The 21750-nt window shown below is 36.4% G+C and carries 23 protein-coding genes and 1 riboswitch; of the genes, 5 read left to right on the forward strand and 18 right to left on the reverse strand.

Annotated elements, in window-relative coordinates:
- Positions 1-295 precede the first annotated feature (295 nt).
- Positions 296-427: a YqzM family protein gene (locus tag NSQ77_RS00220; protein ID WP_339228185.1), complete on the forward strand. Its 132-nt coding sequence runs from the start codon at positions 296-298 to the stop codon at positions 425-427.
- A gap of 96 nt (positions 428-523) precedes the next feature.
- On the opposite strand, the gene NSQ77_RS00225 is transcribed toward NSQ77_RS00220, so the two are convergent.
- From NSQ77_RS00225 to NSQ77_RS00275, 11 genes are all read right to left on the reverse strand, one after another.
- Complete coding sequence (locus NSQ77_RS00225; protein ID WP_339228186.1) at positions 524-2839, reverse strand: DNA internalization-related competence protein ComEC/Rec2; 2316 nt, start codon at positions 2837-2839, stop codon at positions 524-526.
- A 105-nt stretch (positions 2840-2944) separates the two neighbouring features.
- Complete coding sequence (locus NSQ77_RS00230; RefSeq protein ID WP_339228187.1) at positions 2945-3496, reverse strand: ComE operon protein 2; 552 nt, start codon at positions 3494-3496, stop codon at positions 2945-2947.
- 72 nt (positions 3497-3568) lie between these two features.
- A complete protein-coding gene (locus NSQ77_RS00235; RefSeq protein ID WP_339228188.1) occupies positions 3569-4165 on the reverse strand; it encodes a helix-hairpin-helix domain-containing protein in 597 nt (198 codons plus the stop codon).
- A 123-nt stretch (positions 4166-4288) separates the two neighbouring features.
- Positions 4289-5041 (reverse strand): class I SAM-dependent methyltransferase, encoded by a 753-nt coding sequence (locus tag NSQ77_RS00240; protein ID WP_339228189.1) that lies wholly within the window; start codon positions 5039-5041, stop codon positions 4289-4291.
- A 1-nt stretch (position 5042) separates the two neighbouring features.
- Positions 5043-5399: a ribosome silencing factor gene (rsfS, locus tag NSQ77_RS00245; protein ID WP_339228190.1), complete on the reverse strand. Its 357-nt coding sequence runs from the start codon at positions 5397-5399 to the stop codon at positions 5043-5045.
- Positions 5389-5976 (reverse strand): bis(5'-nucleosyl)-tetraphosphatase (symmetrical) YqeK, encoded by a 588-nt coding sequence (yqeK, locus tag NSQ77_RS00250; protein WP_339228191.1) that lies wholly within the window; start codon positions 5974-5976, stop codon positions 5389-5391. Before yqeK ends, rsfS begins: the two co-directional genes overlap by 11 nt.
- Positions 5969-6532, reverse strand: a complete 564-nt coding sequence (locus NSQ77_RS00255) for a nicotinate-nucleotide adenylyltransferase (RefSeq protein WP_339228192.1) — start codon at positions 6530-6532, stop codon at positions 5969-5971. Before NSQ77_RS00255 ends, yqeK begins: the two co-directional genes overlap by 8 nt.
- 103 nt (positions 6533-6635) lie before the next feature.
- On the reverse strand, positions 6636-6926 hold the full coding sequence (gene yhbY, locus NSQ77_RS00260) for a ribosome assembly RNA-binding protein YhbY (RefSeq protein WP_339228193.1): 291 nt from the start codon (positions 6924-6926) through the stop codon (positions 6636-6638).
- A 5-nt stretch (positions 6927-6931) separates the two neighbouring features.
- Positions 6932-7777 carry a shikimate dehydrogenase gene (gene aroE / locus NSQ77_RS00265; protein ID WP_339228194.1) on the reverse strand — a complete coding sequence of 282 codons (846 nt, stop codon included), beginning with the start codon at positions 7775-7777 and terminating at the stop codon, positions 6932-6934.
- Between the two features lie 19 nt (positions 7778-7796).
- Positions 7797-8897 (reverse strand): ribosome biogenesis GTPase YqeH, encoded by a 1101-nt coding sequence (yqeH, locus tag NSQ77_RS00270; protein WP_339228195.1) that lies wholly within the window; start codon positions 8895-8897, stop codon positions 7797-7799.
- Between the two features lie 2 nt (positions 8898-8899).
- Positions 8900-9415 carry a YqeG family HAD IIIA-type phosphatase gene (locus NSQ77_RS00275; protein WP_339228196.1) on the reverse strand — a complete coding sequence of 172 codons (516 nt, stop codon included), beginning with the start codon at positions 9413-9415 and terminating at the stop codon, positions 8900-8902.
- Between the two features lie 445 nt (positions 9416-9860).
- Here NSQ77_RS00275 and NSQ77_RS00280 point away from each other — a divergent pair, with 445 nt between their 5' ends.
- From NSQ77_RS00280 to NSQ77_RS00290, 3 genes are all read left to right on the forward strand, one after another.
- Positions 9861-10001 carry a sporulation histidine kinase inhibitor Sda gene (locus tag NSQ77_RS00280; RefSeq protein WP_339228197.1) on the forward strand — a complete coding sequence of 47 codons (141 nt, stop codon included), beginning with the start codon at positions 9861-9863 and terminating at the stop codon, positions 9999-10001.
- An 867-nt stretch (positions 10002-10868) separates the two neighbouring features.
- The gene (locus NSQ77_RS00285; protein ID WP_339231126.1) at positions 10869-11930 is read left to right on the forward strand and encodes a DUF1646 family protein; all 1062 of its coding nucleotides are present in this window, start codon (positions 10869-10871) and stop codon (positions 11928-11930) included.
- 415 nt (positions 11931-12345) lie between these two features.
- The gene (locus NSQ77_RS00290; protein ID WP_339228198.1) at positions 12346-13824 is read left to right on the forward strand and encodes a UDP-N-acetylmuramoyl-L-alanyl-D-glutamate--2,6-diaminopimelate ligase; all 1479 of its coding nucleotides are present in this window, start codon (positions 12346-12348) and stop codon (positions 13822-13824) included.
- Positions 13825-14001: 177 nt separating this feature from the next.
- On the opposite strand, the gene NSQ77_RS00295 is transcribed toward NSQ77_RS00290, so the two are convergent.
- The 3 genes from NSQ77_RS00295 to NSQ77_RS00305 form a co-directional block, all read right to left on the reverse strand.
- Complete coding sequence (locus NSQ77_RS00295) at positions 14002-15498, reverse strand: sodium:pantothenate symporter (protein ID WP_339228199.1); 1497 nt, start codon at positions 15496-15498, stop codon at positions 14002-14004.
- Between the two features lie 102 nt (positions 15499-15600).
- Positions 15601-16968, reverse strand: coding sequence for an LLM class flavin-dependent oxidoreductase (locus tag NSQ77_RS00300; RefSeq protein ID WP_339228200.1), 1368 nt, complete (start codon positions 16966-16968; stop codon positions 15601-15603).
- Between the two features lie 29 nt (positions 16969-16997).
- Positions 16998-17663, reverse strand: coding sequence for a carboxymuconolactone decarboxylase family protein (locus NSQ77_RS00305; RefSeq protein ID WP_339228201.1), 666 nt, complete (start codon positions 17661-17663; stop codon positions 16998-17000).
- Positions 17664-17788: 125 nt separating this feature from the next.
- A riboswitch (SAM riboswitch) is annotated at positions 17789-17895 on the reverse strand.
- Positions 17896-18508: 613 nt separating this feature from the next.
- On the opposite strand from NSQ77_RS00305, the gene sigK reads away from it, so the two are divergent.
- Positions 18509-19213 carry an RNA polymerase sporulation sigma factor SigK gene (gene sigK, locus NSQ77_RS00310; RefSeq protein ID WP_339228203.1) on the forward strand — a complete coding sequence of 235 codons (705 nt, stop codon included), beginning with the start codon at positions 18509-18511 and terminating at the stop codon, positions 19211-19213.
- 82 nt (positions 19214-19295) lie between these two features.
- On the opposite strand, the gene mtnN is transcribed toward sigK, so the two are convergent.
- The 4 genes from mtnN to NSQ77_RS00330 form a co-directional block, all read right to left on the reverse strand.
- Positions 19296-19985 (reverse strand): 5'-methylthioadenosine/S-adenosylhomocysteine nucleosidase, encoded by a 690-nt coding sequence (gene mtnN, locus NSQ77_RS00315; protein WP_339228204.1) that lies wholly within the window; start codon positions 19983-19985, stop codon positions 19296-19298.
- Between the two features lie 24 nt (positions 19986-20009).
- Positions 20010-20672 carry a YrrS family protein gene (locus tag NSQ77_RS00320; RefSeq protein ID WP_339228205.1) on the reverse strand — a complete coding sequence of 221 codons (663 nt, stop codon included), beginning with the start codon at positions 20670-20672 and terminating at the stop codon, positions 20010-20012.
- A gap of 189 nt (positions 20673-20861) precedes the next feature.
- Positions 20862-21116, reverse strand: coding sequence for a hypothetical protein (locus NSQ77_RS00325; RefSeq protein ID WP_339228206.1), 255 nt, complete (start codon positions 21114-21116; stop codon positions 20862-20864).
- 281 nt (positions 21117-21397) lie between these two features.
- Positions 21398-21640, reverse strand: coding sequence for a hypothetical protein (locus NSQ77_RS00330; protein ID WP_339228207.1), 243 nt, complete (start codon positions 21638-21640; stop codon positions 21398-21400).
- Positions 21641-21750 lie beyond the last annotated feature (110 nt).

Below are 21750 nucleotides of genomic sequence, written 5' to 3' on the forward strand. Positions count from 1 at the left end.
AATATAATGGTAAATCGGAAAAGATGGAATGGCAAGAACTTTTGTTTGAGTAGAGATGCCTTCATTCCGAAAGCATCTCTACATGCATCTATATAAACGCCTGATTTACAGCTCTAGAAACTGTACAGCAGACGATATTTTACTTGTCATTAGCTTATACTGACACAGCAAAAGTATAGATGTTAAGTCTTGCTAAATATGGTGAAGAATAAAGTGAAAGGACGTTTTTAGCATTAAGTAGATTTTTTTAATCATTTAATTTATACTAATGGTGATGACATAGGAGGGGTATATTGTGAATGAATTTGAAAAAGATGTGCAGTATAAAGGAAATGACGTAGTTGACTCCGCTTTAGGATTTGTTTTTTCATTCGTTTTCTTTTTCCTAATCTTCGCGATTGGTGCTGCTATTAGCGTTTTCGGTTAAGATTAGACTGCATATAATGTAATCGTTACCTTTCACCTGGATTTTGTTGAAAGAGACTGTATTTGTTACAGTCTCTTTGTTCATTTATTACTGTCTTTATTCTTCTCCCCGTAGTTTATGTAAAAACGGGAAAAATGTTCCTCCATCACTTCGATACTTAAATTGCACTGCACCATGCTGATCTGTTCGTAAAGTTACTGCATGAACGTTTTCAAGTGTTTCTAAAACTTCTGAAGTTGGATGTCCATAAGAATTATTTAGCCCAACAGAAATAAGCGCAAATGATGGATCAGTCGCTTGAATAAAATTTTCATCTGTAGATGTACTGCTACCATGATGGGCAACCTTTAACACATCAACTGGCAAATTGGGATAGTTTTGTATCAATTCTCTTTCTTCTTCCTTCGTAATATCCCCAGTAAATAACCAGTTTACCCCGCCAAATTCGGTAAAAATAACAATGGAATTTTCATTTGAGGATGCTCGATCATCAACTGGTGCCAGTACATAAAATGGCTGACCGGAAATTGTAAGCAGCTCCCCGCCCTTCACTTGAACCAACTCTGGTTGCTTTTGTATTTCCGACCAGGCTTGCATTGCAGATAAATCATAATAACTGCTCACAATTAATTGTTCAATTTTCATTTCCTTTAATAAAAATTCAACGCTCCCTATATGGTCCATATCCTCGTGTGTAAGTATAATTGCATCGAGTTCTTTAATACCGCGAGAATTAAAGTAAGGTCGTAATATTTGCTGATAAACACTGTCAGTCGGCTCCATATCTTCAAAAGAAAACCGGGAACCAGCATCAATCATCATAACACCTTTCCGATAAGGCAATTCAATTAAAAACGCATCACCTTGCCCAATATCGAACATCGTCACAGTACCTTCTGAAGAAAAATAAGGTCTGGCAACAATGCTCATTATTAATAGCGACAATAATAAACCTGATCGAAAAGCGCGTCTCAGCATCCCATACTCCAATTCACGCATAAACCATATAAACAACCCAAAATAAATAAGTATCGCAATAAATGGAAATCCCGAAGTTAAAAATGGAAAGTAAAGAACAGCATCGATTAAAGTAATTAAAGCGATTATCAATTGATGAATGTTAACAAAAAGTGCATCCAGCATATTGATAAACAGATCTGGCAAAAAACTTAGTGGTACCAGTATATACATTAACGGAATAACAACAATAGTGAAATAAGGAATAACAATGAGGTTCAGTATAATGGATAAAGGCTGGAAAATAGAAAAGTAAGCAAATTGAATTGGAATAATTACCATTTGCGAGACGAAGCTGATCTGGAGTACTTGCCAAATGGCAGATTCCGTTTTACCGAGCCAATTCCTCGATAAAAGAATAGCAAATGTTACGATAAAAGATAATTGAAATCCTACATGATATATAATATTTTTGTCGAATAGTATTAGTAAAATAAATACAATGCACAATATATCTGTATAACTAAAGCGTAATTTAAATTTATTTAACAGAATGAAGAGCACCACCATAATTGCTGCCCTCCATACAGAAGGCTCTCCACCCGCCAACAGTGCATAGACAGGTAAAAAGAAGATCATGAGCCACTGCGCTTTTTCATGAGTGAGCAGATTTAGTTTGATTAGTAAAAAGTAAAACAATGCAACAATTAAAGCGATATTAGAACCAGAAATAGCGATAATATGTGATAGACTCCATCGCTGAAAGAGATCTTCCGTTTCCGAATCCATCGTCGAGTCGTCACCAAACACAATTGCAGTTAACCATGAAGCAGTGTAGGGACTAAATCGACTTTCCACATGGGTCACCAGCTGTTCACGTAACATATAAAACCGTTCAAGAAATTTAGAACCTTCACATTCTAGATCCGCTAAATCCTGTAATATGAGCTGATAGGTTATTCCATTTTTTAATAAATAATCACGGTAATCAAACTGGGCCGGATTCCTGCTTTCATTCGGAAGCTCCATGCTCCCCTTTATTATACAACTCGCGCCATATTTTAGACTACCAGGGTTGGGTTCAGACATTGTCTCTTGATTACTTGCTTCAGGGAAATATAGAATGAGGATACGGTGTTTTGAATGCTGCTCTTCAATGACAAACTCCAGCTTGTCATTAGTCAGCTGTACGGGACTGATGATTTCTCCAGCATAATGTGCAGTCTTGTCCGAAAATGTTTTAGGGGATTGAATCGCAGTGGGTGAAGGGATATAAACCGAGAAAAAGAAGAATAATATCAGTGAAGTGAAAATCGGAAGTTTCTTTAATCTTTCATAAAAGTATAAATAAAAAATCCAAAGCAAGAAGGCAACGATTATCCAATCATTTTCGAAATAAATTCTTAGAGTCGCTGCACCTACTGCAAATGCAGCAACATGCCAATATCCTTTCAATTGCAAATTCACCTATTTCTGTTTATGAAGTTGTTTTTGAGCTCCCTCACCTATAGGAATAGGTGAGTTAAGCCCATTTTTTCTCACTACAAAAATGAATCTATCTTAAAAAAGCTTTTTCACTTGTTCTTGCAGTATTTGCGCTTCTTCATCATCTACTGCTTCTAGCTTTTGCAAGACACTCTCCATAAGCTTCGCCTTCTCCTGGTAGTTTGTATCAACTGCAAGATAATCAAGTTCTACTTTTTCCGTATGAACTCCCGCTTCTTTAAATAATTGGATGGCGTATTTATGATTGTGATAATCCTCCGCATAATAAACAGTACGAATTCCACTTTGAATTAACTGCTTCGTACACTGCAAACAAGGAAAGTGCGTTACATAAATGTCTGCATTATCTGTCGCAACACCAAACTTCGCGCATTGCAAGAGTGCATTTGCCTCTGCATGAACAGTTCGTACACAATGACCATCAATGACATAACAACCATCATCAATACAATGAACACTTCCAGACACACTCCCATTATAGCCCCCTGCTATAATCCGCTTATCACGAACAACTGTAGCTCCTACCATTAATCTTGCACATGTGCTGCGAAGTGCAAGCAAGTGACTCTGCGCCATAAAATATTGATCCCATGAAATTCTTTCCATATGTATTCCCCTTTACGTATTATTACACTAGTGTACATTCCAAAATGAATCCGCGTCAATGGTTACTGCTGTCTATGGAATTTGAATGGCATCCTGCATATTTTCAAGCGTTTTTTGACCAATGCCTGAAACGTTAAGTAAATCTTCAATTGAGTTAAATAAGCCATGTTCCTCTCGATGCTGAATAATTGCTTCCGCCTTGGCAGGACCAATCCCAGGAAGCTGTTCGATTTCTTCCTGGGAAGCGGTATTCACTTTTATCTTTCCATTACTTTCAGCGGTTCCCCCGCCAGCCGCACCTTCTACCCCAATTTCAGGCACAATAATTATCATTTCATCCTGCACTTTTTGCGCGAGATTGATTTGATTTTCGTCAGCATCAGCAGTAAATCCCCCCGCAGTTAAAATAACATCGTTCACCCTTGCATCTGGAGATACTTCATATACTCCAGGACTTGCAATTGCACCTTTAATATCTACTACTGCAAACTTTTCAGCAGGTTGACTTGTTTCTGCCGACTGTTCAAATGGATTATCCGAGGAAGAAACAGCTTGTAAATCTGGAATTTCTTCTTGTTTTTCGGTTGTATCACGAGTAAAAATGAGGAATATAATTACAATAATCACTGCAGCAATAAAAAACGAGGCTTTTTTAAGAAGGTTAATCAATCTTTTTCACCTCCACTCTTTTGTGGTTTATAGAAGGTTTTTTAAATATAAACTTGTCTTTATAAGAGGTATTCGCCATCTTTTTTGAAAATCCTGCTAACCAAAAAAGATCAGGAATCTGTATTATCCTGATCTTTTTTCAGCTAAAAAGAAAATTCGTTCTGATTTTTCATCTATATCATTGATTTTTATGGAAAAATCAGCAAATAATTTAATATTTTCAAAGCCCGATTCTTTTAACATTTTTTTATAAAATGGTATCGAATACGTTTTTTGATGATGATATTCATCAAATCGTTTATACGTTTCACCATCCAGAGCGAAAAATGTTAAATCATGAAACATTTCTCCAGGATCATCACCAGGCGAACAAAACCAAATATAAGAAGCTTCATCTGTTACTTCAGCAAATGTTTCATTCGCATAATTTTGTTCTACTTGGTATAAGGAGTGGACATCAAAAATGAATAGCCCGCCTTCCTTTAAGCAATTTGCTATATTGTTGAAGGTTTTCTGCAAATCCACTGGTTCTGTTATATAATTAATGACATCGCAATAACTGATTGCTACATCATAGCCCGATATCCCACTTAGTTTAGTTAAATCCTGATGCAGCCACTGTATCGGCAGATTTTTCTCTGTTGCTTTATGTGCCGCATAAGCAAGCATATCTGTTGAATAATCCACACCAGTTACTTGATAGCCCCGTGATGCCAGTCTTGCTGCAATCTCTCCTGTACCACACCCAAGGTCAGCTATTCTTACAGCCTCTTTCCCAGCCTGCTGTATCATTTCTTCTGTAAAAGAAACCCACGCATCATAAGGTGCGTTTATCATTAGGTGATCATATAAGGAAGCCATTTGCTGGTATGCCATATCAGCCTTCCTGACCAAGCTGCAGGGCTACGCGAGAGGCATCTCCCCATAAGCGTTCTAAATTATAATAATTCCGTTCATCCTTGTGGAAAATATGACAAACAATATCTCCAACATCTACGAGGATCCAGCGAGCTGATTCAAAGCCTTCCATTCGCTTTACGTGTATGCCTTTTTCATCCATCATATCTTTAATTCCACGTGCTATTGCCTGAACCTGTCTTTCATTGTTACCATGACATATTAAGAAATAATCTGCTACTAAGGACACTTGGTTCATATCTAAAGCGATTATATCTTCTGCTCGTTTATCGTCACAAGCTTCAGCAATTAAATCGATAATTTCTTTATTGTTCATATAAGGAACTACCTCCAGTAATTTGTCTTGTTAAATCATTATACGCATGAAAACTATCTGGATAAACCGTTGCGTTTTTAGACATTAAATAGGTTATCGTATTTTTGGATGCCATCCAACAGGCACGCGTTAAATCCTGCTTAGCCATTCTTCTAACTTCATCTACTCTCGGAAAAGACCTTCCCGGCTCAATATAATCTGCAAGGAAAACAATTTTGTCAAGCTTACTCATTCCGGCCTTACCTGTTGTGTGGTAATGAACAGCACTTTGAATTTCCTTATCCGTTATACCATACTCCCGTTCTATCAAAATCGCCCCAACTGGTCCATGCCATAGCTCATGATGATAATCAAGAAGGTCTTTTGGAAGTGTCGAGTTTCTGATCCAGCGTTCCATCTCGTCCAGTGAACGATATTTTGCATAATCATGAAGAATAGCAGCTAGCTCTGCTTTTGTTTTTGATGCATTATAGCGGTCAGCAAGCTTCACAGCAGTTTCTGCTACGCGCAATGTATGCTCAAATCTTTTCACTGTTAAAAGGGCTTTTACCTTTTCAATTGCTTCTGTTTTATTCATATAAATCTTTCTCCTTGATATAGGAAATGACAGGTTCTGGTACGATGTAATGAACCGATCTCTTCCTGCGCAGCCAATTTCTAAGCATCGACGAGGAGATATCAATCATTGGAATGTCAATTTCGGTAATCGGATAGTTTGTATCAAGCTGATATCCCGATCGTTTTACTCCTACAAAGCGCACGAGTGAAAATAATTCATCCACTTTATGCCAGTGGGGTAAATATTCAACCATATCTGCTCCAATAATAAAATAAAATTCTTTTTCTGGATGTAATTTTTGCAATTCTCTCATCGTATTAACAGTATATGATTTACCTGTATGTTCTATTTCAATTGTATTTACTTTAAAATGAGGATTGCTCTCAGTCGCTAACTCCAGCATTTGAATCCTATCCTCGGCACTTGTCTTCGATGCTGTTTTATGTGGTGGGGTATAGGTAGGGATAAACCATATTTCCCGTAGGTCCATCGCTAGCCTTACTTCCTCGGCAATCAATAAATGTCCTAAATGCGGGGGATCAAAAGTTCCACCCAATATTCCAATCCGTTCCATGTCAAACTCCTCTACCGTCCATTAATGAAAATTATTAGTATACCCTAAATTGCGGAGTGCAAGCTTTTCATTGTTGCACCTGCACTCGTTTTACCTAAAGCATTTACGGTAATTGCAGTTGTTTATTTTCCTTTGACTCTTTATAAAGCACAATCTGATTTCCTATGATTTGAACAATGTGAGCATCCGTTCCAGCTGCAATCTGTTCAGCGACTGAATCCTTATCTTCCATACAATTTTGCAAAACACTTACTTTAAGCAATTCTCTTTTTTCTAAAGCTTCTCCTATTTGTTCAATCATGTTATCGTTAACACCAATTTTTCCAACTTGAAAAATTGGCTTCAAATGGTGTGCTTCAGCTCGTAAAAAACGTTTTTGTTTACCTGTTAACATAAATATTATCTTCCTTCCAAAATAGCTTGTAATTGTATATCCAAATCATCCATGGGAACCCTTTTGTTTGTCCAAATCTCAAACGCATACTGCGCTTGATAGAGCAACATAGTATGACCATAGTGTATTGCAGCCCCAGCCTTTTCAGCTTCTTTCAAAAACTTTGTTTGGAGTGGCTGATACACAATATCACTGGCAATTGCATCTTTTTTCAGTTGACTGAAAGAAAGAATCGATGCATCTGCATTGGGGTTCATTCCTACGGAAGTTGTTTGGATAATTAAATCATAATTCCCTATTCCCTCTTCTGCTTCCTTTAATGATACAACATTCGTATTTTTTGACAGCTCAGCTAGTTTAGCGATTTCTTCTGCACTCGCCTTTGTTCGATTAGCGATATCAAGATAATCAAACCCGGCCCTGTCCAATGCATAATAAATCCCCCTTGCTGCGCCACCAGCTCCAATCAGCAAAATGTGTTTTGATTTATTTTGAAAAAAGGCAGGATATTTGCTTTCTAATGACCGTAGATAGCCGATTCCATCTGTGTTATATCCAATCCATTTACCGTCGCGATATACAACCGTGTTTACAGCCCCCATTTGCTTTGCTGTATCATCAAGCATATCTAGATGGGAAATGATGTCTTGTTTATATGGGACTGTAACATTAAACCCATCCACTTTCTCTTTTTTCAAGTTAATTATATTTTCTTCAAATGAGGCATCAGGACTAATCTCGTGCAATGTATAAGTTCCTTTTAAATTTGTGCACTCCAGGAATTTTTTATGTATCCATGGAGATAAGGAATGCTGTATCGGATAGCCAATTAGCTTTAAGCTGTAATCCATCAATCTTTCTCCCCTTTGTTTACAACAATGATTTACGTATCGTAACTGAAACGCCTTTAGGACTATGTGCAGCAACTGTCGTTTCACTGCCTGAAATACTTACCCAGCCAAGTCCCGGAAAAACAATATCCATTTTCTCACCATTCAATTTAAAGGTACTTTGTGTAAGCTTTGGTAATTGTTCTAAAGTGCTCTCATTCGGCGGAGCTAGCAATTCCCCTATATGGTTCTCATAGAGTTCATCGGCATTCTCCAGCTTCGTACGATGAATTGGAAGTTCGTTTGAGAAATAGCAAACAAACGATTGCCGGTCACCTTTGATAAAATCAATTCGAGCCAGTCCTCCAAAATAGAGTGTTTGTCCGTCATTAAGCTGGTACACTCTAGCTTTAATTTCTTTTTTTGGTGTGACGATTTTTAAATCTGCATCAGATAGATAGTGGGTTAGCTGGTGTTTATTTACAATACCCGGCGTATCAATCAATGCGCTATGATCATCCAATGGTATTTCAATAAATCCTAAGGTTGTTCCCGGGAAATAAGAAGTCGTAATAACGTCAGCATATCCAGTTGATTGTTTTATTAGACGGTTAATAAATGTTGACTTCCCTACATTTGTAGTACCTACAATATACACATTTTTATTTTCGCGATAAGCATCGATTTCCTGGGAAAGCTTTTCAATTCCTAATCCTTTTGCTGAAGAGATTAAGAAAACATCTTTTACCTTAATTCCTGTTTCTTTTGCTTCTGAACGCAGCCATTGTATGAGCTTATTGTGGTTTGTAGATTTTGGCAAAAGGTCTACTTTATTTCCCACTAATATAATTGGGTTATCGCCTGTAATTCTTGGCAGGCTTTTAATTAAACTTCCATTCACATCAAATATATCGATCATGTGAATAACAAGTCCATTTGCTTCTCTAATTGTACTTACCATTTTTAGAAAATCATCATCTGTTATTGCAACATCCTGTATTTCGTTGTAATGCTTTAAACGGAAACATCTCTTACATAATATATTTTCCTTATTTAATGAGGATGCTGGTGTATAACCAATCTTCTCTGGATCAGCTGTCTGAATTTCTGCTCCGCACCCTTGACAATAGATTATTTCCAAACTTATTCCTCCCAGCTAATTTTTCCTTTTCGCCGCATGTAATTTAGAATTTTTCGCTCAATTTTTCTGTTAATTCTTGTGATTTTACCATCCGTTTGAACTATAGGAACCACAAGAATCGTATAAAATCCAGCAAAGTTCCCTCCAAGAACATCTGTAAGGATTTGATCCCCAATTACAACAATTTCTTCTTTTTTCAAATTCATCTCTTTAGCTACTGTTTTAAACGCACGTCCAAGCGGTTTTCTTGCGCTGTACACAAAAGGTGTTCCAAGTGGTTCTGAGAAAACCTGTACGCGTTCTTGATTATTATTTGAAATAATAGTCACTTTTATATCATGATCTTTCATTTGCTTAAACCACTGAATTACTTCAGAAGTTGCATCTTTTACATCCCAAGCAACAAGCGTGTTATCCAAGTCCGTAATAATTCCTTTAATTCCTTGGCGCTTTAAAGTTTCTGGTTGTATGTCGAACACGCTCTTTACATGTTCATTAGGCAAAAAATTCGATAACATCCATTACACCTCAATATAACTGCAAATCAGTTCATTTTTTATCCAATACCACATTATAACCTAATCCTATAATAACTTACTAGAGATTTAAAGGGAGTGTTCAAAAAATCTCTTACTTCCCGACTATACTTTTAAAGTAAGTACAGTTAATTTATTCGTTTTAGGGCAAATATTATATATATGAATTTTTACAGGGATGGATTCGTTGTTTATCGCTAAAATCCGAAAAAATCGTTCGACAAATTCATACATTTTTCTAATTGTGGATAACTTTATCAACATTATTTAGTCTTCTCATATTAGAAACAATAAGCATTCATAAATCCTTATACACAAGTTATCTACAGGCTTATGTAGATAACTTCCGCCTTGTTCTTACCGTTTAATCATGTTAAATTATTAATAGATTAAGCTAGTAAATTTTAAATTTTAGGAGGGCTGTATTATGGAAAATTTGTCAGATGATTTACTATTAGAATCCTATTATACAGCATGTGAATTGAAATTAAGCCCTGACTTTTTATCTCTATTTGAAGAAGAAATTCACAAAAGATGTCTATCACAAAAAATTAAACGTTCAGGTTAGTAAGCGTAATATAATTTAAAACAAGGCCAGAAACCTATTCACGTAAAGGTTCTGGCCATTTTTGTGCTAAAATCCTAACCAATTTTACTCTTTATAAAAAGGTTTTAAGATGAAGAATATTGACGCTTTGTAAGATATGCAACCCACCTGAATTTCGGTTAAACTGTAAAAAAGGTCAAAACCCATCTTACAGTTTTATATAGAATATTGAGAACAGATCGATTTTATATTTGCTTTAGCAAAAAAGCTAATCAAAAAAATAGAAGAAGAGGGATCTATTTACTGCTATAAATCTGTATTTTTTTATATGGAATAGGTATACTACTAAGATTAATACGCTTAAGATTACTTGACAAAACAACGGCGGGTCATCTGTTAATGAATATACTGACACCTAATCAGATGCCCTATCATTTTAATGATAGACATAAGTCAATCTATATGACAGTTTGGGTAAAAACTTTTTTAATAACAAGTGAAATCCATTTCTCAAAAATGAAATTTTGTAACTTGTTCCTTATAAAAGAGTTTAATTAGTGCAACCCGAATAAAAAATGATATTATAATTAAGTGAGATGATTGTTGGGAGATATTAATATTATAAGAAACATGGAGGAAGCATTTATCTGAATGTAATGAAAGACTAAGGCTGTTTGTCTTGTTCCACTACATAGTTTACATATATATTTAATGTTTTTATGCTTTGGAAAGTAAATATTATGTTAGAAGTGACTAATCGCTCACATTCTTGTAAGCTGAATTCAAAAAATTAGACTTTCCCTGGCAATTCAAAATGTTAAGCCATGATTTTTTTATAAATAATACATACATCATCTACAATTATAGAAAGAAAGGAAAAGATTGAAAATGATAATTGGATTAACGATTATTTTATTATTAGTATTATTTTTACCATTTACTAAGGTTGTGGAAAAAAACTTAGAAGTATTTTTGTTTATTATGGGTCTTGCAGCCGTATTGGTCAGCCAAGTATTAGACTGGGAACTCACGAAGGAAGCTTTGGTACATCCAATAAATATTACATTGGCAGTACTTATTGCCGGTCTATTATTCCGTTGGTTTCAGGGACCAATTGAAAAAGGCATATTGGGATTAAGCAGAGCAATGCCATACCGGTTGTTTATTGCCCTATTCGTAATCGTCATTGGACTGATTTCCAGTGTAATCACCGCTATTGTTGCTGCAATCATCCTGGCTGCAGTAGTTAGTATCTTACGGATGGATCGAAAATCAGAAATTCGCTTAGTTATCTTAGCCTGTTTTGCAATTGGACTTGGTGCTGCACTCACTCCTATCGGGGAACCGCTCTCAACAATTGTTGTCGGTAAACTAAATGAAGATTTCTTTTATTTACTTAAGTTAGTAGGTTCGTCTGTAATACCGGCTGTAATTATTTTTGGTATTCTTGCCGCATTTATGGTTAAATCGAGAGAGGAATTATCTCATACTCAAATGGCCGCTGGAAAAGAATCTAATGCTGAAGCTAAATCGAAAACGAAAACTGTAACGGAAACAGAATCTTACGCTGAAATAATTATCCGCAGTTTGAAAATTTATTTATTTGTTATGGCATTGACTTTCCTGGGAGCCGGATTTGAACCTTTCATAGAGAGATACTTACTTGACTTGAGTCCATTAATATTATACTGGATTAATATGCTCTCAGCAGTATTGGATAATGCTACACTTGCTGCTGCAGAAATTAGTCCTGCAATGGATGCGCCGACAATCAAAGCGATTTTAATGGGGCTTATGCTTAGTGGCGGAATGCTGATACCGGGAAATATTCCGAATATCATTGCTGCCGGCAAACTTAAAATTACAAGTTTAGAATATGCACGTTTTGCCTTTCCGGTAGGATTAATCGCCATGGTAGCATATTTCATCGTTATTCTGATAACTGGTTAAAATACAAATAAAGCACTTCCTGTATAATGGGGAGTGCTTTTTACAGTTTTAGTTTAAGATCACAGATGGCGATTATGAATAAAACAGCTGTGGATTCAAAACGAGATTAAGTTCTTCTGTAAGTCTTCCCAACATACAAATACTGAAAAATATTCTTATTTTGTATTATTTTCTCTTCAGGACAGAACAAGTTTTCCTAACAAAAATGACTTTCTGGCTTTTACCAACCAAAATATCTAAAGCAATGACTAAATTTATATTCCACTCTATTTCCTGGCCAACAATCTAAGAATATTTTTTATATTCCCACCTATTTTATCTGTTATTTCCTCGATTAAAAAATATTAGATACGGGCATACCTATGGGTGGAAGAAATTATTCATATTGCTAACACAGGATAGAGAGGTTTTCAAGTTGAACACTAACGAATTACTAAGCAGCTTAAAAATAAAGTCAATATATGGTGCGCTCCCCGCAGAAGTACTCTCCATTGAACAAGATTCCAGAAAAGTAAAGAAGCATTCATTATTCATATGTATCAGAGGCTTTCAAACAGACGGGCATTCCTTTTACTCACAAGCGCTTCATAATGGCGCGAATATTATTGTGGCAGAAGAGCGGCTGCCAATTGATCTTACAAAATATGCACTAGTAATTGTGAAAGACACCGCTAAAGCACTGGCTATCCTTGCAAATAAATTTTATCACTATCCTTCAACTAACATGACAGTGTATGGCGTTACCGGTACAAATGGAAAAACAACCGTCACTACCCTAATTAAGCAGTTGCTTGATATGAATAACCATGAAGCCGCATTGCTCGGCACAAACGGAATTGAACTTTTAAACGAATACACTGAAAGTGATAACACGACATGTGATGTATTAACCAATCAAAAAGTCCTCCATAAAGCTGTACAAACTGGGATTAATCATATGGTTATGGAAATATCTTCTCATGGTCTTGCACAAGGAAGACAGCGTGGAATTGACTTTGATGTGGTGACTTTTACAAATCTTTCACAGGATCATCTTGATTATCATAAGACAATGGAGAAATACGGCTACACAAAAGGGTTGCTTTTTGCACAGCTAGGAAATAACTTGACAGAAGAGAAAAATATTATTCTAAATCGTGACGATCCGTGGTATGAAGTATATAATGACATGACACCCTTTGAAGTTATCTCGTACGGCATTTATAAAGAAGCTGACTTTCAGGCAACTTCTATTACTTACTATGAAGATCGGACATGCTTTACCTTACAATCACCAGAAGGAACTATTCCAGTGACCACAAAGTTAATTGGTGAATTTAATGTATATAATGTACTGGCTGCGATTGCATCGGTATTTATTAAAACAAAAATTGCAGTAACTGAATTAGTTCGCTCTTTCGCAAGTATCGATCATATAACTGGGAGGCTGCAAAAGCTTGATATTGGAGCACCAATATCAATTTACATTGACTATGCTCATACACCCGATGCAATTGAAAAAGTAATTGCTTCTCTCCAACCGTTTAAGCAAAAACGTATTCTGCTTGTAGTTGGTACCGGTGGTGATCGGGACGTCTCGAAACGTCCTCTTATGGCAGAGAAAGCATCAATTGCTGATTATGTATTTTTGACAATAAATGATTCAAGATCTGAAGATTCTCAAGTTATCTTAACAGATATGAAAAAAGGAATGAAGCACGGTAATTACAGATCCATTCCGAATCGAAAAACTGCAATAAGTCTTGCTATCGATATGAGTGAACCTGGAGATATTGTTATTATTGCTGGAAAAGGACTTGAGAAATATCAAATTATTAAAGATAAAAAACAACCCCATAGTGATAAGGAAATTGCAATACAAAGTTGTTTGATTAAGTATAATTTAAACGTGTAACATAGCTTGCCCTGTATTTTTTTTCAGGGCAAGCTGTTTTAAAAAAAATTATTTTTTTCCAAAATACCATTTCCAAAGTGAAAAACCAACAACAACATATATAGTGAAGAGTCCATAAAGCCAAACCGTTAACATTTCATTAACAAACAATTGAAAAGCCTCCTTCTTATAAACAATTCACTTTGCTTCTTGTATACTTTCATATTCTTCGTCAGGTTTCCTAAAGATTCTTGCCAATATCAATATGACTGCTAATCCTATAAACGTTGCAGCTGCACCGGCTGACATAGTACTGGGAATGATATCACCGAAATACAGGATAAGATATGACAATAAACCGATAACCATCGACCCTTCTGCTGCACGCGGAGATACTTTACGTTTAGCATAAACAGCATACAGTATAGGGCCAAGGGTTCCCGCTGCTACACCTGAAATCCCAATCCACATAATGTCTCCCATGTACTTTGGCGGGTTAAGCACAAGCAAAAAAGCTGCTAAGCCGACTAGTGGAACACTCCATCTGCTGATGAGAAATGCAATTCGTTGTGCTTTTTCTTCGCTAATGCTTACATATCCACGTTTCACTAAAAATTTGAGAAAGATATCATTAGCAAATACGGTTGAAATCGATACAAACAACCCATCTGTCGTCGACATAGCTGCAGCAAGAATCACTACACCAAAGAGTGCAACAAAAATCGCGGGAAATGCCCATGTGATATATTCCATTAATGCTAAGTCAGTTGTTTCAATTCCGCCACCAATGGCAGCTCTGCTATACAATCCTCCAAATAAAACCAACACACATAAAGAAGCTGTTATAACATATACTATAATCATTTTTCCTAAATCTCTTTCTCTCTTCAATCCCAGTACCTTATTAAATAAATGGGGAGCAGACGCAAATGCCCACTGTATTGTTATAGCACCTATTACTGGTCCAATAGCGTAAAAGTGAAGTGATTCAGCATTAAAAACTTTAACAAGATTACCATCCTGTACAGCCAAATTTTCAACAATACCCGCAAAGGTTGCTGTAATTCCTCCATTCCAAAATAGAATAATCCCTGAAATGAATACTGCTATACCAGCAATTGCCATTAAAATGACTTGTACAGCATCCGTATAAATATCCGCAAGTGCACCACCCGCAAACACATACAATACAACAATTACTGTTATAAGAATCAAACCTGTGGAATAATTCATTCCAAGCAAATACTCAAATATCCTCGCTCCAGCTACAAACTGTGCAGCTATATAGAAAATATTGAACAGCAAAATCAAACCTGTTCCAACTCGCAAAATATCACTATTATAATAGTCACCAAGCCAATCGGGTAAGGAAAGCGATTTTTGTTTTGTATTCAATTTTCTTACCTTTTTTGCAACCATCAGTATTCCTATTGGGCCACCACCTATCATTGCTAAAAAAAGCCATAAGTTGGATAGTCCCCAGTCATAGGACCAGCCTGGGTATCCCAAAAAGGTTGCAGCGCTTAAATAGGTTGCGGCAAAAGATAGACCTAGGATGACTGGTCCTAACGTTGTTCCTCCAGTTGCAAAGTCACGGACATTTTTAGTTTTACGCGCTCCAATATATCCAAGAAAAAGCATTATCACAAGGAAAAATGCAAATCCTATCCATGTATATAATGTGATAGCCTGCATGCAGTGTCTCCTTTCTCTGATTCATCACCAGAAATCAATTTAACCTAAAATTATGAACTGCATGTCCTCCGCTGGTTTTTTAGGTATAGTAAATAATGCTTGTCATCTATGTGATTTCAGCTTTTTTGCTGGATGGCTGTCAGGCAAAAACGGACTGTCAGTACTGAAGAGATTTTCTCTCAACGTATTTCCTTTATATTCTTTTCGATATATCCCACGCTTTTGTAATTCAGGTACAACATGGTCAACAAATTCCCGGAATGTTTCTAAGGAATATGATTGTGCTATATTAAAACCATCTAGATTCGCCTCAATAGCCCACTGCTCCAACTTATTTGCTATTTGTTCTGGTGTACCGATAAATTTCACTGTGCCATTACCTAGACCATGATTCTGCAGTGCCTCACGAAGTGTCCATCTCTTTGTAGGGTCCTTTGTATACATATCTAAATTCCCCTGTACTGCCTCTGTTTCCATATCATCTAAATATTGATCTGGATTATATTTGGATAAATCGATACCTGTATGGCCAGAGAGCAATGCAGCTGTCCCTTCATAACTAACAAGACTTTTTAATTTTTCATATTTGGCCAATGCTTCTTCTTCTGTAGATCCAATAATTGGAAGAACCATTGGAAAAATACGAATATCATTTGCATTCCTTCCTTGTTCTACTGCACGTTTTCGAATATCTGCAGCGTAATTTTTCATTGCTTCCAGTGAATGTCCCTTTGTGAAAACCGCTTCAGCATGTTTTGCTGCAAAATCTCTTCCTCTCGGAGAAGCTCCAGCTTGAAAAAGTACAGGAGTCCGTTGTGGTGATGGCTCCGTTAAATGTGGACCTGATATATGGAAAAAGTCACCATCATGATTGATTATATGTACCTTTTTGGGGTCTGCAAAGGTGTCTGTCTTCTTGTCGTAAACAACTGCTTCATCATCCCAGCTGTGCTCCCATAGCTTGTAAACGACCTCAAGAAATTCATCAGCACGGTCATAGCGTATATTTTTAGGTAATCTACCCGACAAACCAAGATTAATTGCCTCACTCTCTAAATACGAAGTTACTACATTCCAAGCAATTCTGCCTTCCGTCAAATGGTCCAGTGTTGAAAGCTGACGTGCCAGTGCATATGGCTGTGCATAGGTTGCTGAAATTGTCGGGGCAAATCCGATGTGCTTCGTTGCTGCAGCCATAGCTGATATTGGCATCAAGGGGTCATGTGCCGGCAATTGCACAGCATGTTTAATCGCAGCATCATGATTGTTTCCATAAACAGAATACGTACCAAGAACATCAGCAATAAAAACGGCATCAAATTTTCCCCGCTCCAGCACTTGTGCTGTTTCTGTCCAATAATGAATTCGATTATGAAATACTCCCTTATCTCTCTCATGTTTCCACAACCCCATGGAATGCGGGGATGGCGAGTTTTGTACAAATCCGTTCAAATGAATCTGCTTTTTCAAACGAAACACTCCTCTTATGGTATCAATTTCTATTCATCGTAAGCATTTAATGCGTTTACACTATGAGCGATTGCTGATCCAGCTTTAAGCGCTACTGCAACAAAAATTGCTTCCGAAATCTCATTTAAATTTGCTCCTGTTTTTTTCGCATTTTTTGTGTGCAAATCAATACAATATGCACAACCTGTTGTATGGGCACAAGCTACTGCAATTAACTCTTTTTCTTTCTCACTCAGATTTTCTGCTTTTATAGCCTGATGATCAAAATCCAGAAATGCCTTAAATGTTTCTTTATTTAACTTGGAAAATTCCTTTATACGATTAAAATAGGATGCTTTATACAGCTCCTCATCCCCGTTTTCATCATAAGCATTTAGTGCATTTACTCCATGCGCTGCTGAAGATCCCGCCTTTAATGCTGTTGCGACAAAAATTGCCTCTGCTACCTCTGCTTTGCTTGCTTTCTGTTTTTTCACATTTTTGACATGTAAATCAATACAATACGGACACCCGGTAATATGCGCCACAGCAACTGCAATTAATTCTTTTACCTTTACCGATAATTCCCCTTCAGCCAATGCTTGATTATTAAAAGCAAAAAATGACTCAAAAGCATTGGGTGCATGTTTCTTTAATTCGTGAATCCTTCCAAAGTAATCCTTTCTGTACAAGCTATCTGTTTTTGTTATACTCATTTTCTTCGCTCCCTTTTTCAATTTAAATTTACCTATTCATCGAAATATAATTTTTCCTATCATATTACTTGCCTTTAAAGTAAATTAAAAACCTCTTCCGATGAGGAAGAGGTTTTATATCTCTAATCTCATCTTTCAAGCATATGCTTGCTGGAATTAGCACCTTGTTACATTTTGGTAACGGTTGCTGCAGGATCATAGGACCAGTTCCTCCCCTGACTCTTGATAAGAAAAATCATATTCAATTTGTAGGAATTGTTCACATCATACACCGGGCAATAGAACTTGTCAACTATATTTTTTGAATTTACTACAAAAGTTAGATATATGATGTCGATTAACGTTCCTTTGTCCTATTTACCCGCTTTTTACTGAAACGAGTTGATTCCAAAATGCTATGCAGAAAGCTTATTCTTATCTAAATCCTATGCAGCCCCAATAATCCAATACTCTTGTACTACTGCATCATCCTTTGCCTTGAATATATCAACACCATTAAAGATCCCTATTCAATTCAAAACAGCCACGATCTGTTGTGTTTCTGTTTTTCACAGTTCCCGCATACATACCAGCAAGAATAGTACCCACACAGTGCGCTCCTTCTTTATCTTGACAATGCAGTTTGTTACTTCTAGCGATAAGTTATTGTGTCTGTAAAAACCGCCAGCTGTATGTAATTCTGATAGGATGCATCAGGGTTTTAATCGTTTCTCTAATATCAAATAAAATCGTTTTCATAATTAATTATCTGGGACAGACACGAATCTCCTTACTGCTTCATAAAGATGTTATATAGGCAAAAGCCCATTCTTGAAGCAGATTGTTCTTTAGGAGGTGACCTGAGTTTGTCCGGGATTCTATCTGTGCTTGCTCTTCTAATTAAGGAAGCCCTCTTTTTCGTTTCTTATGTAAAAAATCATGCATTCCCGCAACCATTACCCCCTGATGAAGAAGCGAAATACATTGAGGAAATGCAAAATGGAAACGAAACAGCTAGAAACAAACTGATTGAACATAATTTAAGACTTGTTGCTCACATTGTAAAAAAGTTTGAAAATACTGGTGAGGATATGGAAGATTTGATTTCCATTGGAACAATCGGTCTTATAAAAGGGGTTGAAAGCTTCTCTACAAATAAGGGAACGAAATTGGCAACATATGCTGCTCGTTGTATAGAAAACGAAATATTGATGCATCTGCGTGCATTGAAAAAGGTGAAAAAAGATGTTTCATTACACGATCCAATTGGCCAGGACAAAGAAGGCAATGAAATCAGCTTAATTGATATACTCGAAGCAGAGAATGATAATGTAATTGAATACATCCAATTGAATATGGAAATCGCCAAAATGCAAAAATATTTTTCTGTACTCGATAAACGAGAACGGGAAGTGATTATTTATCGCTATGGATTAAATGACTATAATGAAATGACACAGCGAGAAATTGCAAAAAAATTGAATATATCGCGCAGCTATGTATCACGAATTGAGAAAAGAGCCCTTATGAAGGTGTTTCATGAGTACTATCGAAAGGAGCGAAATAATTAGGTTAATTTACAAGTTATCAAAAAGCCCAGAAACATGAATTTATCATTGTCTCTGGGCTTTTGCTTTTCTTATAATTGTTTTTTTATATGCTTTTGACTACAGCAATAATTAGTTGTGCTGCATTTTTAGCGGCCGTTTCAAGAAATTGATCAAACGAGATGGATGATTTTTTTCCTGCAATATCAGATAGTGCGCGAATAATAACAAATGGCTTGTTGTACTGATGACAAACCTGAGCAACAGCTGCTGCTTCCATCTCTGAGGCCAGCATTGTCGGGAATTTACCATGAACAAACGCAACACGTTCGGGATCTTCCATAAACGAATCTCCAGTCGCAATAATTCCTTGCTCACAATTTATATCCATATTTTTTACTGCAGCAACTGCTTTTTCAACCAGCGTTTTATCTGCTTCGTACATTGGAGGCATTCCAGGAACCTGTCCATATTCATAATTAAAGGCAGTTACATCAACATCATGATGGACAACCTCAGTCGAAATAATGATGTCTCCTACTTCCAGATTACTAGCAAAGCCGCCAGCAGACCCAGTGTTGATAACATGTGTTGGCGTGAACCGTTCGTGCATGACGGTAGTAGCCATTGCCGCATTCACTTTCCCAATCCCTGATTTTAACAAAACAACAGATTTATCCTGTAATTTCCCTTGAACAAATAAGCAATTTGCTACCGTTTGTTCTTGTTTTTCTGTCATCTGATCCAATAATAGCGCAACTTCTTCATCCATTGCACCAATAATTCCGATTGTCATACTACATCCTCCATCAATCCGCTGTTATTTTTTATCATTTTCAATTAGTATTTCAACCTTTGTAGGCTGCCATCCTTCATTATCTACCCATGTTAAGAAAACTCGATATACTTCCGTTTCTGCTGTGTCAGATACAGTAGCTACTACCTTTTGATCGCCACCATTTTCAATCCACCATTCAACCATATTATCTTCGTTTAAACCAGTAGCTTGTGTAATCGCTTTTCTCATTTCATTACGATCTTGTGAACCATCGTCATAATTTGTCGTATGTGGACCTTCTTGTTCTGTTCCAACAGGTGACCAATCTCCAGTATATGCTTCTGCAACATTGCCATCTGAGGGTTCAGCAGGCTCTGTTTCGATTTCCTCATCAGCATCATTTTCTTCATTCTCTTCATTTTCAGCTTCCTCGTCAGAAGCTAAATCATTGTCGCTTTCTTCCTGTTCAGGATTATCACTTTCAGCTTCCTCCTTATTCTCTTCCGTAATTAGAAAATCTGAGGATTCATTTTCATTATTTCCTGTTTGCTTTTCCGTTTCATCATTTCCGCCGCCAAATAACCACATACCAAGCAATATGATGATAAGGAGTGCGCCAGCGATAAGGAAAATGGAAATTAATTTTGTATTTTTTCTGCGTTTTTCAAATTTGTTTAATCGTGAATGTTTATCTGATTCGCTCATTTTATTTCCCCCTTCCTAAAAATACATGTTCAAAAATAGAATAACATAAAATTACGAGGTAAAACGGGGATTCCTTTCCTCTATTAACGGGAAGCCCATTATGTCATTTAGTAGTTTTTTGAACATCACCTATCTCTATTATAGTATCATAACACAGATAATATGCTGATTCATCTATCCATGCAATTACTATTTACTTCTGCGATTCTTATGCTTGTAATAGCGTCTTTGATAGCTATTTCTTTTGTACTTTGGACCGATAAAAACACCTACTAAAATGATTCCAATAATGATAGGTATACCGAAAGCTATTCCTGTGGCAGCACCTGCACTATCAATTATACCAGTATCGAGTAATAAGTCGCTTGTGAATTCTATAGCAGCTAATATAGCTTTTAGAATTGCGTCTATTACGTTTCCAATATATTCGCCAATCTGGTTCACCATGTACCACTCCTAAAAAAATTGCTTTCCATACATATGGATTCACTTTAACGCACCGATTTATGTTGGTAGTTTCATTTTCTATTCCTAAACCTTGTACCTACCTCCTCAATGTAAAAGATAGGTAATTACTTATTATCCACAAATTTTCAAGATCCTCCGTTTCTTAGTCGATTGATTCAATATCTGATTTTTTTCATCTTTAGCCAAATCATCGTCTTTTTCAATTAGCTTTTCACTTTTAAATATGCTGAAGTTAGAAGCTTTTTGTTACCATTCAATCAATTCGATCCATACGTTCTTCGTATTGGACCCCATATCCACCCTATCAATATCAGGAAGATACCTAACACCACTAAAATCGGTATAACAGTAGCTGTTGTAACACTGTCAACAATTCCAGTTTTAAGCAATAAATCTCTAAAGAATATAATCACCCAGATTGCTGACCCAATTATAAATCGATAGATTAACTCAACAATACCTTCTAGAAAATCAATTATCGGTGCGAAAAAATTGGCCATTATATCCCTCCTTTATATATAGGTCATATTCTCTTCTAAATAAATTAAGCTGTATAATGCAATATTATACAGCTTTCTTGATGTATGAGGACCAATTTACTCAGTAAAAA

The sequence above is a fragment of the Oceanobacillus sp. FSL K6-2867 genome (genome assembly GCF_037963145.1).
Taxonomy (GTDB): Bacteria; Bacillota; Bacilli; order Bacillales; family Amphibacillaceae; genus Oceanobacillus.

What these genes read in the sequence shown, in the direction of transcription:
- NSQ77_RS00230 (WP_339228187.1), bottom strand. Translation starts at nt 3,496, where the DNA reads ATGGAAAGAATTTCATGGGATCAATATTTTATGGCGCAGAGTCACTTG.
- NSQ77_RS00240 (WP_339228189.1), bottom strand. Translation starts at nt 5,041, where the DNA reads ATGGCATACCAGCAAATGGCTTCCTTATATGATCACCTAATGATAAAC.
- rsfS (WP_339228190.1), bottom strand. Translation starts at nt 5,399, where the DNA reads ATGAACAATAAAGAAATTATCGATTTAATTGCTGAAGCTTGTGACGAT.
- yqeK (WP_339228191.1), bottom strand. Translation starts at nt 5,976, where the DNA reads ATGAATAAAACAGAAGCAATTGAAAAGGTAAAAGCCCTTTTAACAGTG.
- NSQ77_RS00255 (WP_339228192.1), bottom strand. Translation starts at nt 6,532, where the DNA reads ATGGAACGGATTGGAATATTGGGTGGAACTTTTGATCCCCCGCATTTA.
- yhbY (WP_339228193.1), bottom strand. Translation starts at nt 6,926, where the DNA reads ATGTTAACAGGTAAACAAAAACGTTTTTTACGAGCTGAAGCACACCAT.
- aroE (WP_339228194.1), bottom strand. Translation starts at nt 7,777, where the DNA reads ATGGATTACAGCTTAAAGCTAATTGGCTATCCGATACAGCATTCCTTA.
- NSQ77_RS00275 (WP_339228196.1), bottom strand. Translation starts at nt 9,415, where the DNA reads ATGTTATCGAATTTTTTGCCTAATGAACATGTAAAGAGCGTGTTCGAC.
- NSQ77_RS00280 (WP_339228197.1), top strand. Translation starts at nt 9,861, where the DNA reads ATGGAAAATTTGTCAGATGATTTACTATTAGAATCCTATTATACAGCA.
- NSQ77_RS00285 (WP_339231126.1), top strand. Translation starts at nt 10,869, where the DNA reads ATGATAATTGGATTAACGATTATTTTATTATTAGTATTATTTTTACCA.
- NSQ77_RS00295 (WP_339228199.1), bottom strand. Translation starts at nt 15,498, where the DNA reads ATGCAGGCTATCACATTATATACATGGATAGGATTTGCATTTTTCCTT.
- NSQ77_RS00305 (WP_339228201.1), bottom strand. Translation starts at nt 17,663, where the DNA reads ATGAGTATAACAAAAACAGATAGCTTGTACAGAAAGGATTACTTTGGA.
- mtnN (WP_339228204.1), bottom strand. Translation starts at nt 19,985, where the DNA reads ATGACAATCGGAATTATTGGTGCAATGGATGAAGAAGTTGCGCTATTA.
- NSQ77_RS00320 (WP_339228205.1), bottom strand. Translation starts at nt 20,672, where the DNA reads ATGAGCGAATCAGATAAACATTCACGATTAAACAAATTTGAAAAACGC.
- NSQ77_RS00330 (WP_339228207.1), bottom strand. Translation starts at nt 21,640, where the DNA reads ATGGCCAATTTTTTCGCACCGATAATTGATTTTCTAGAAGGTATTGTT.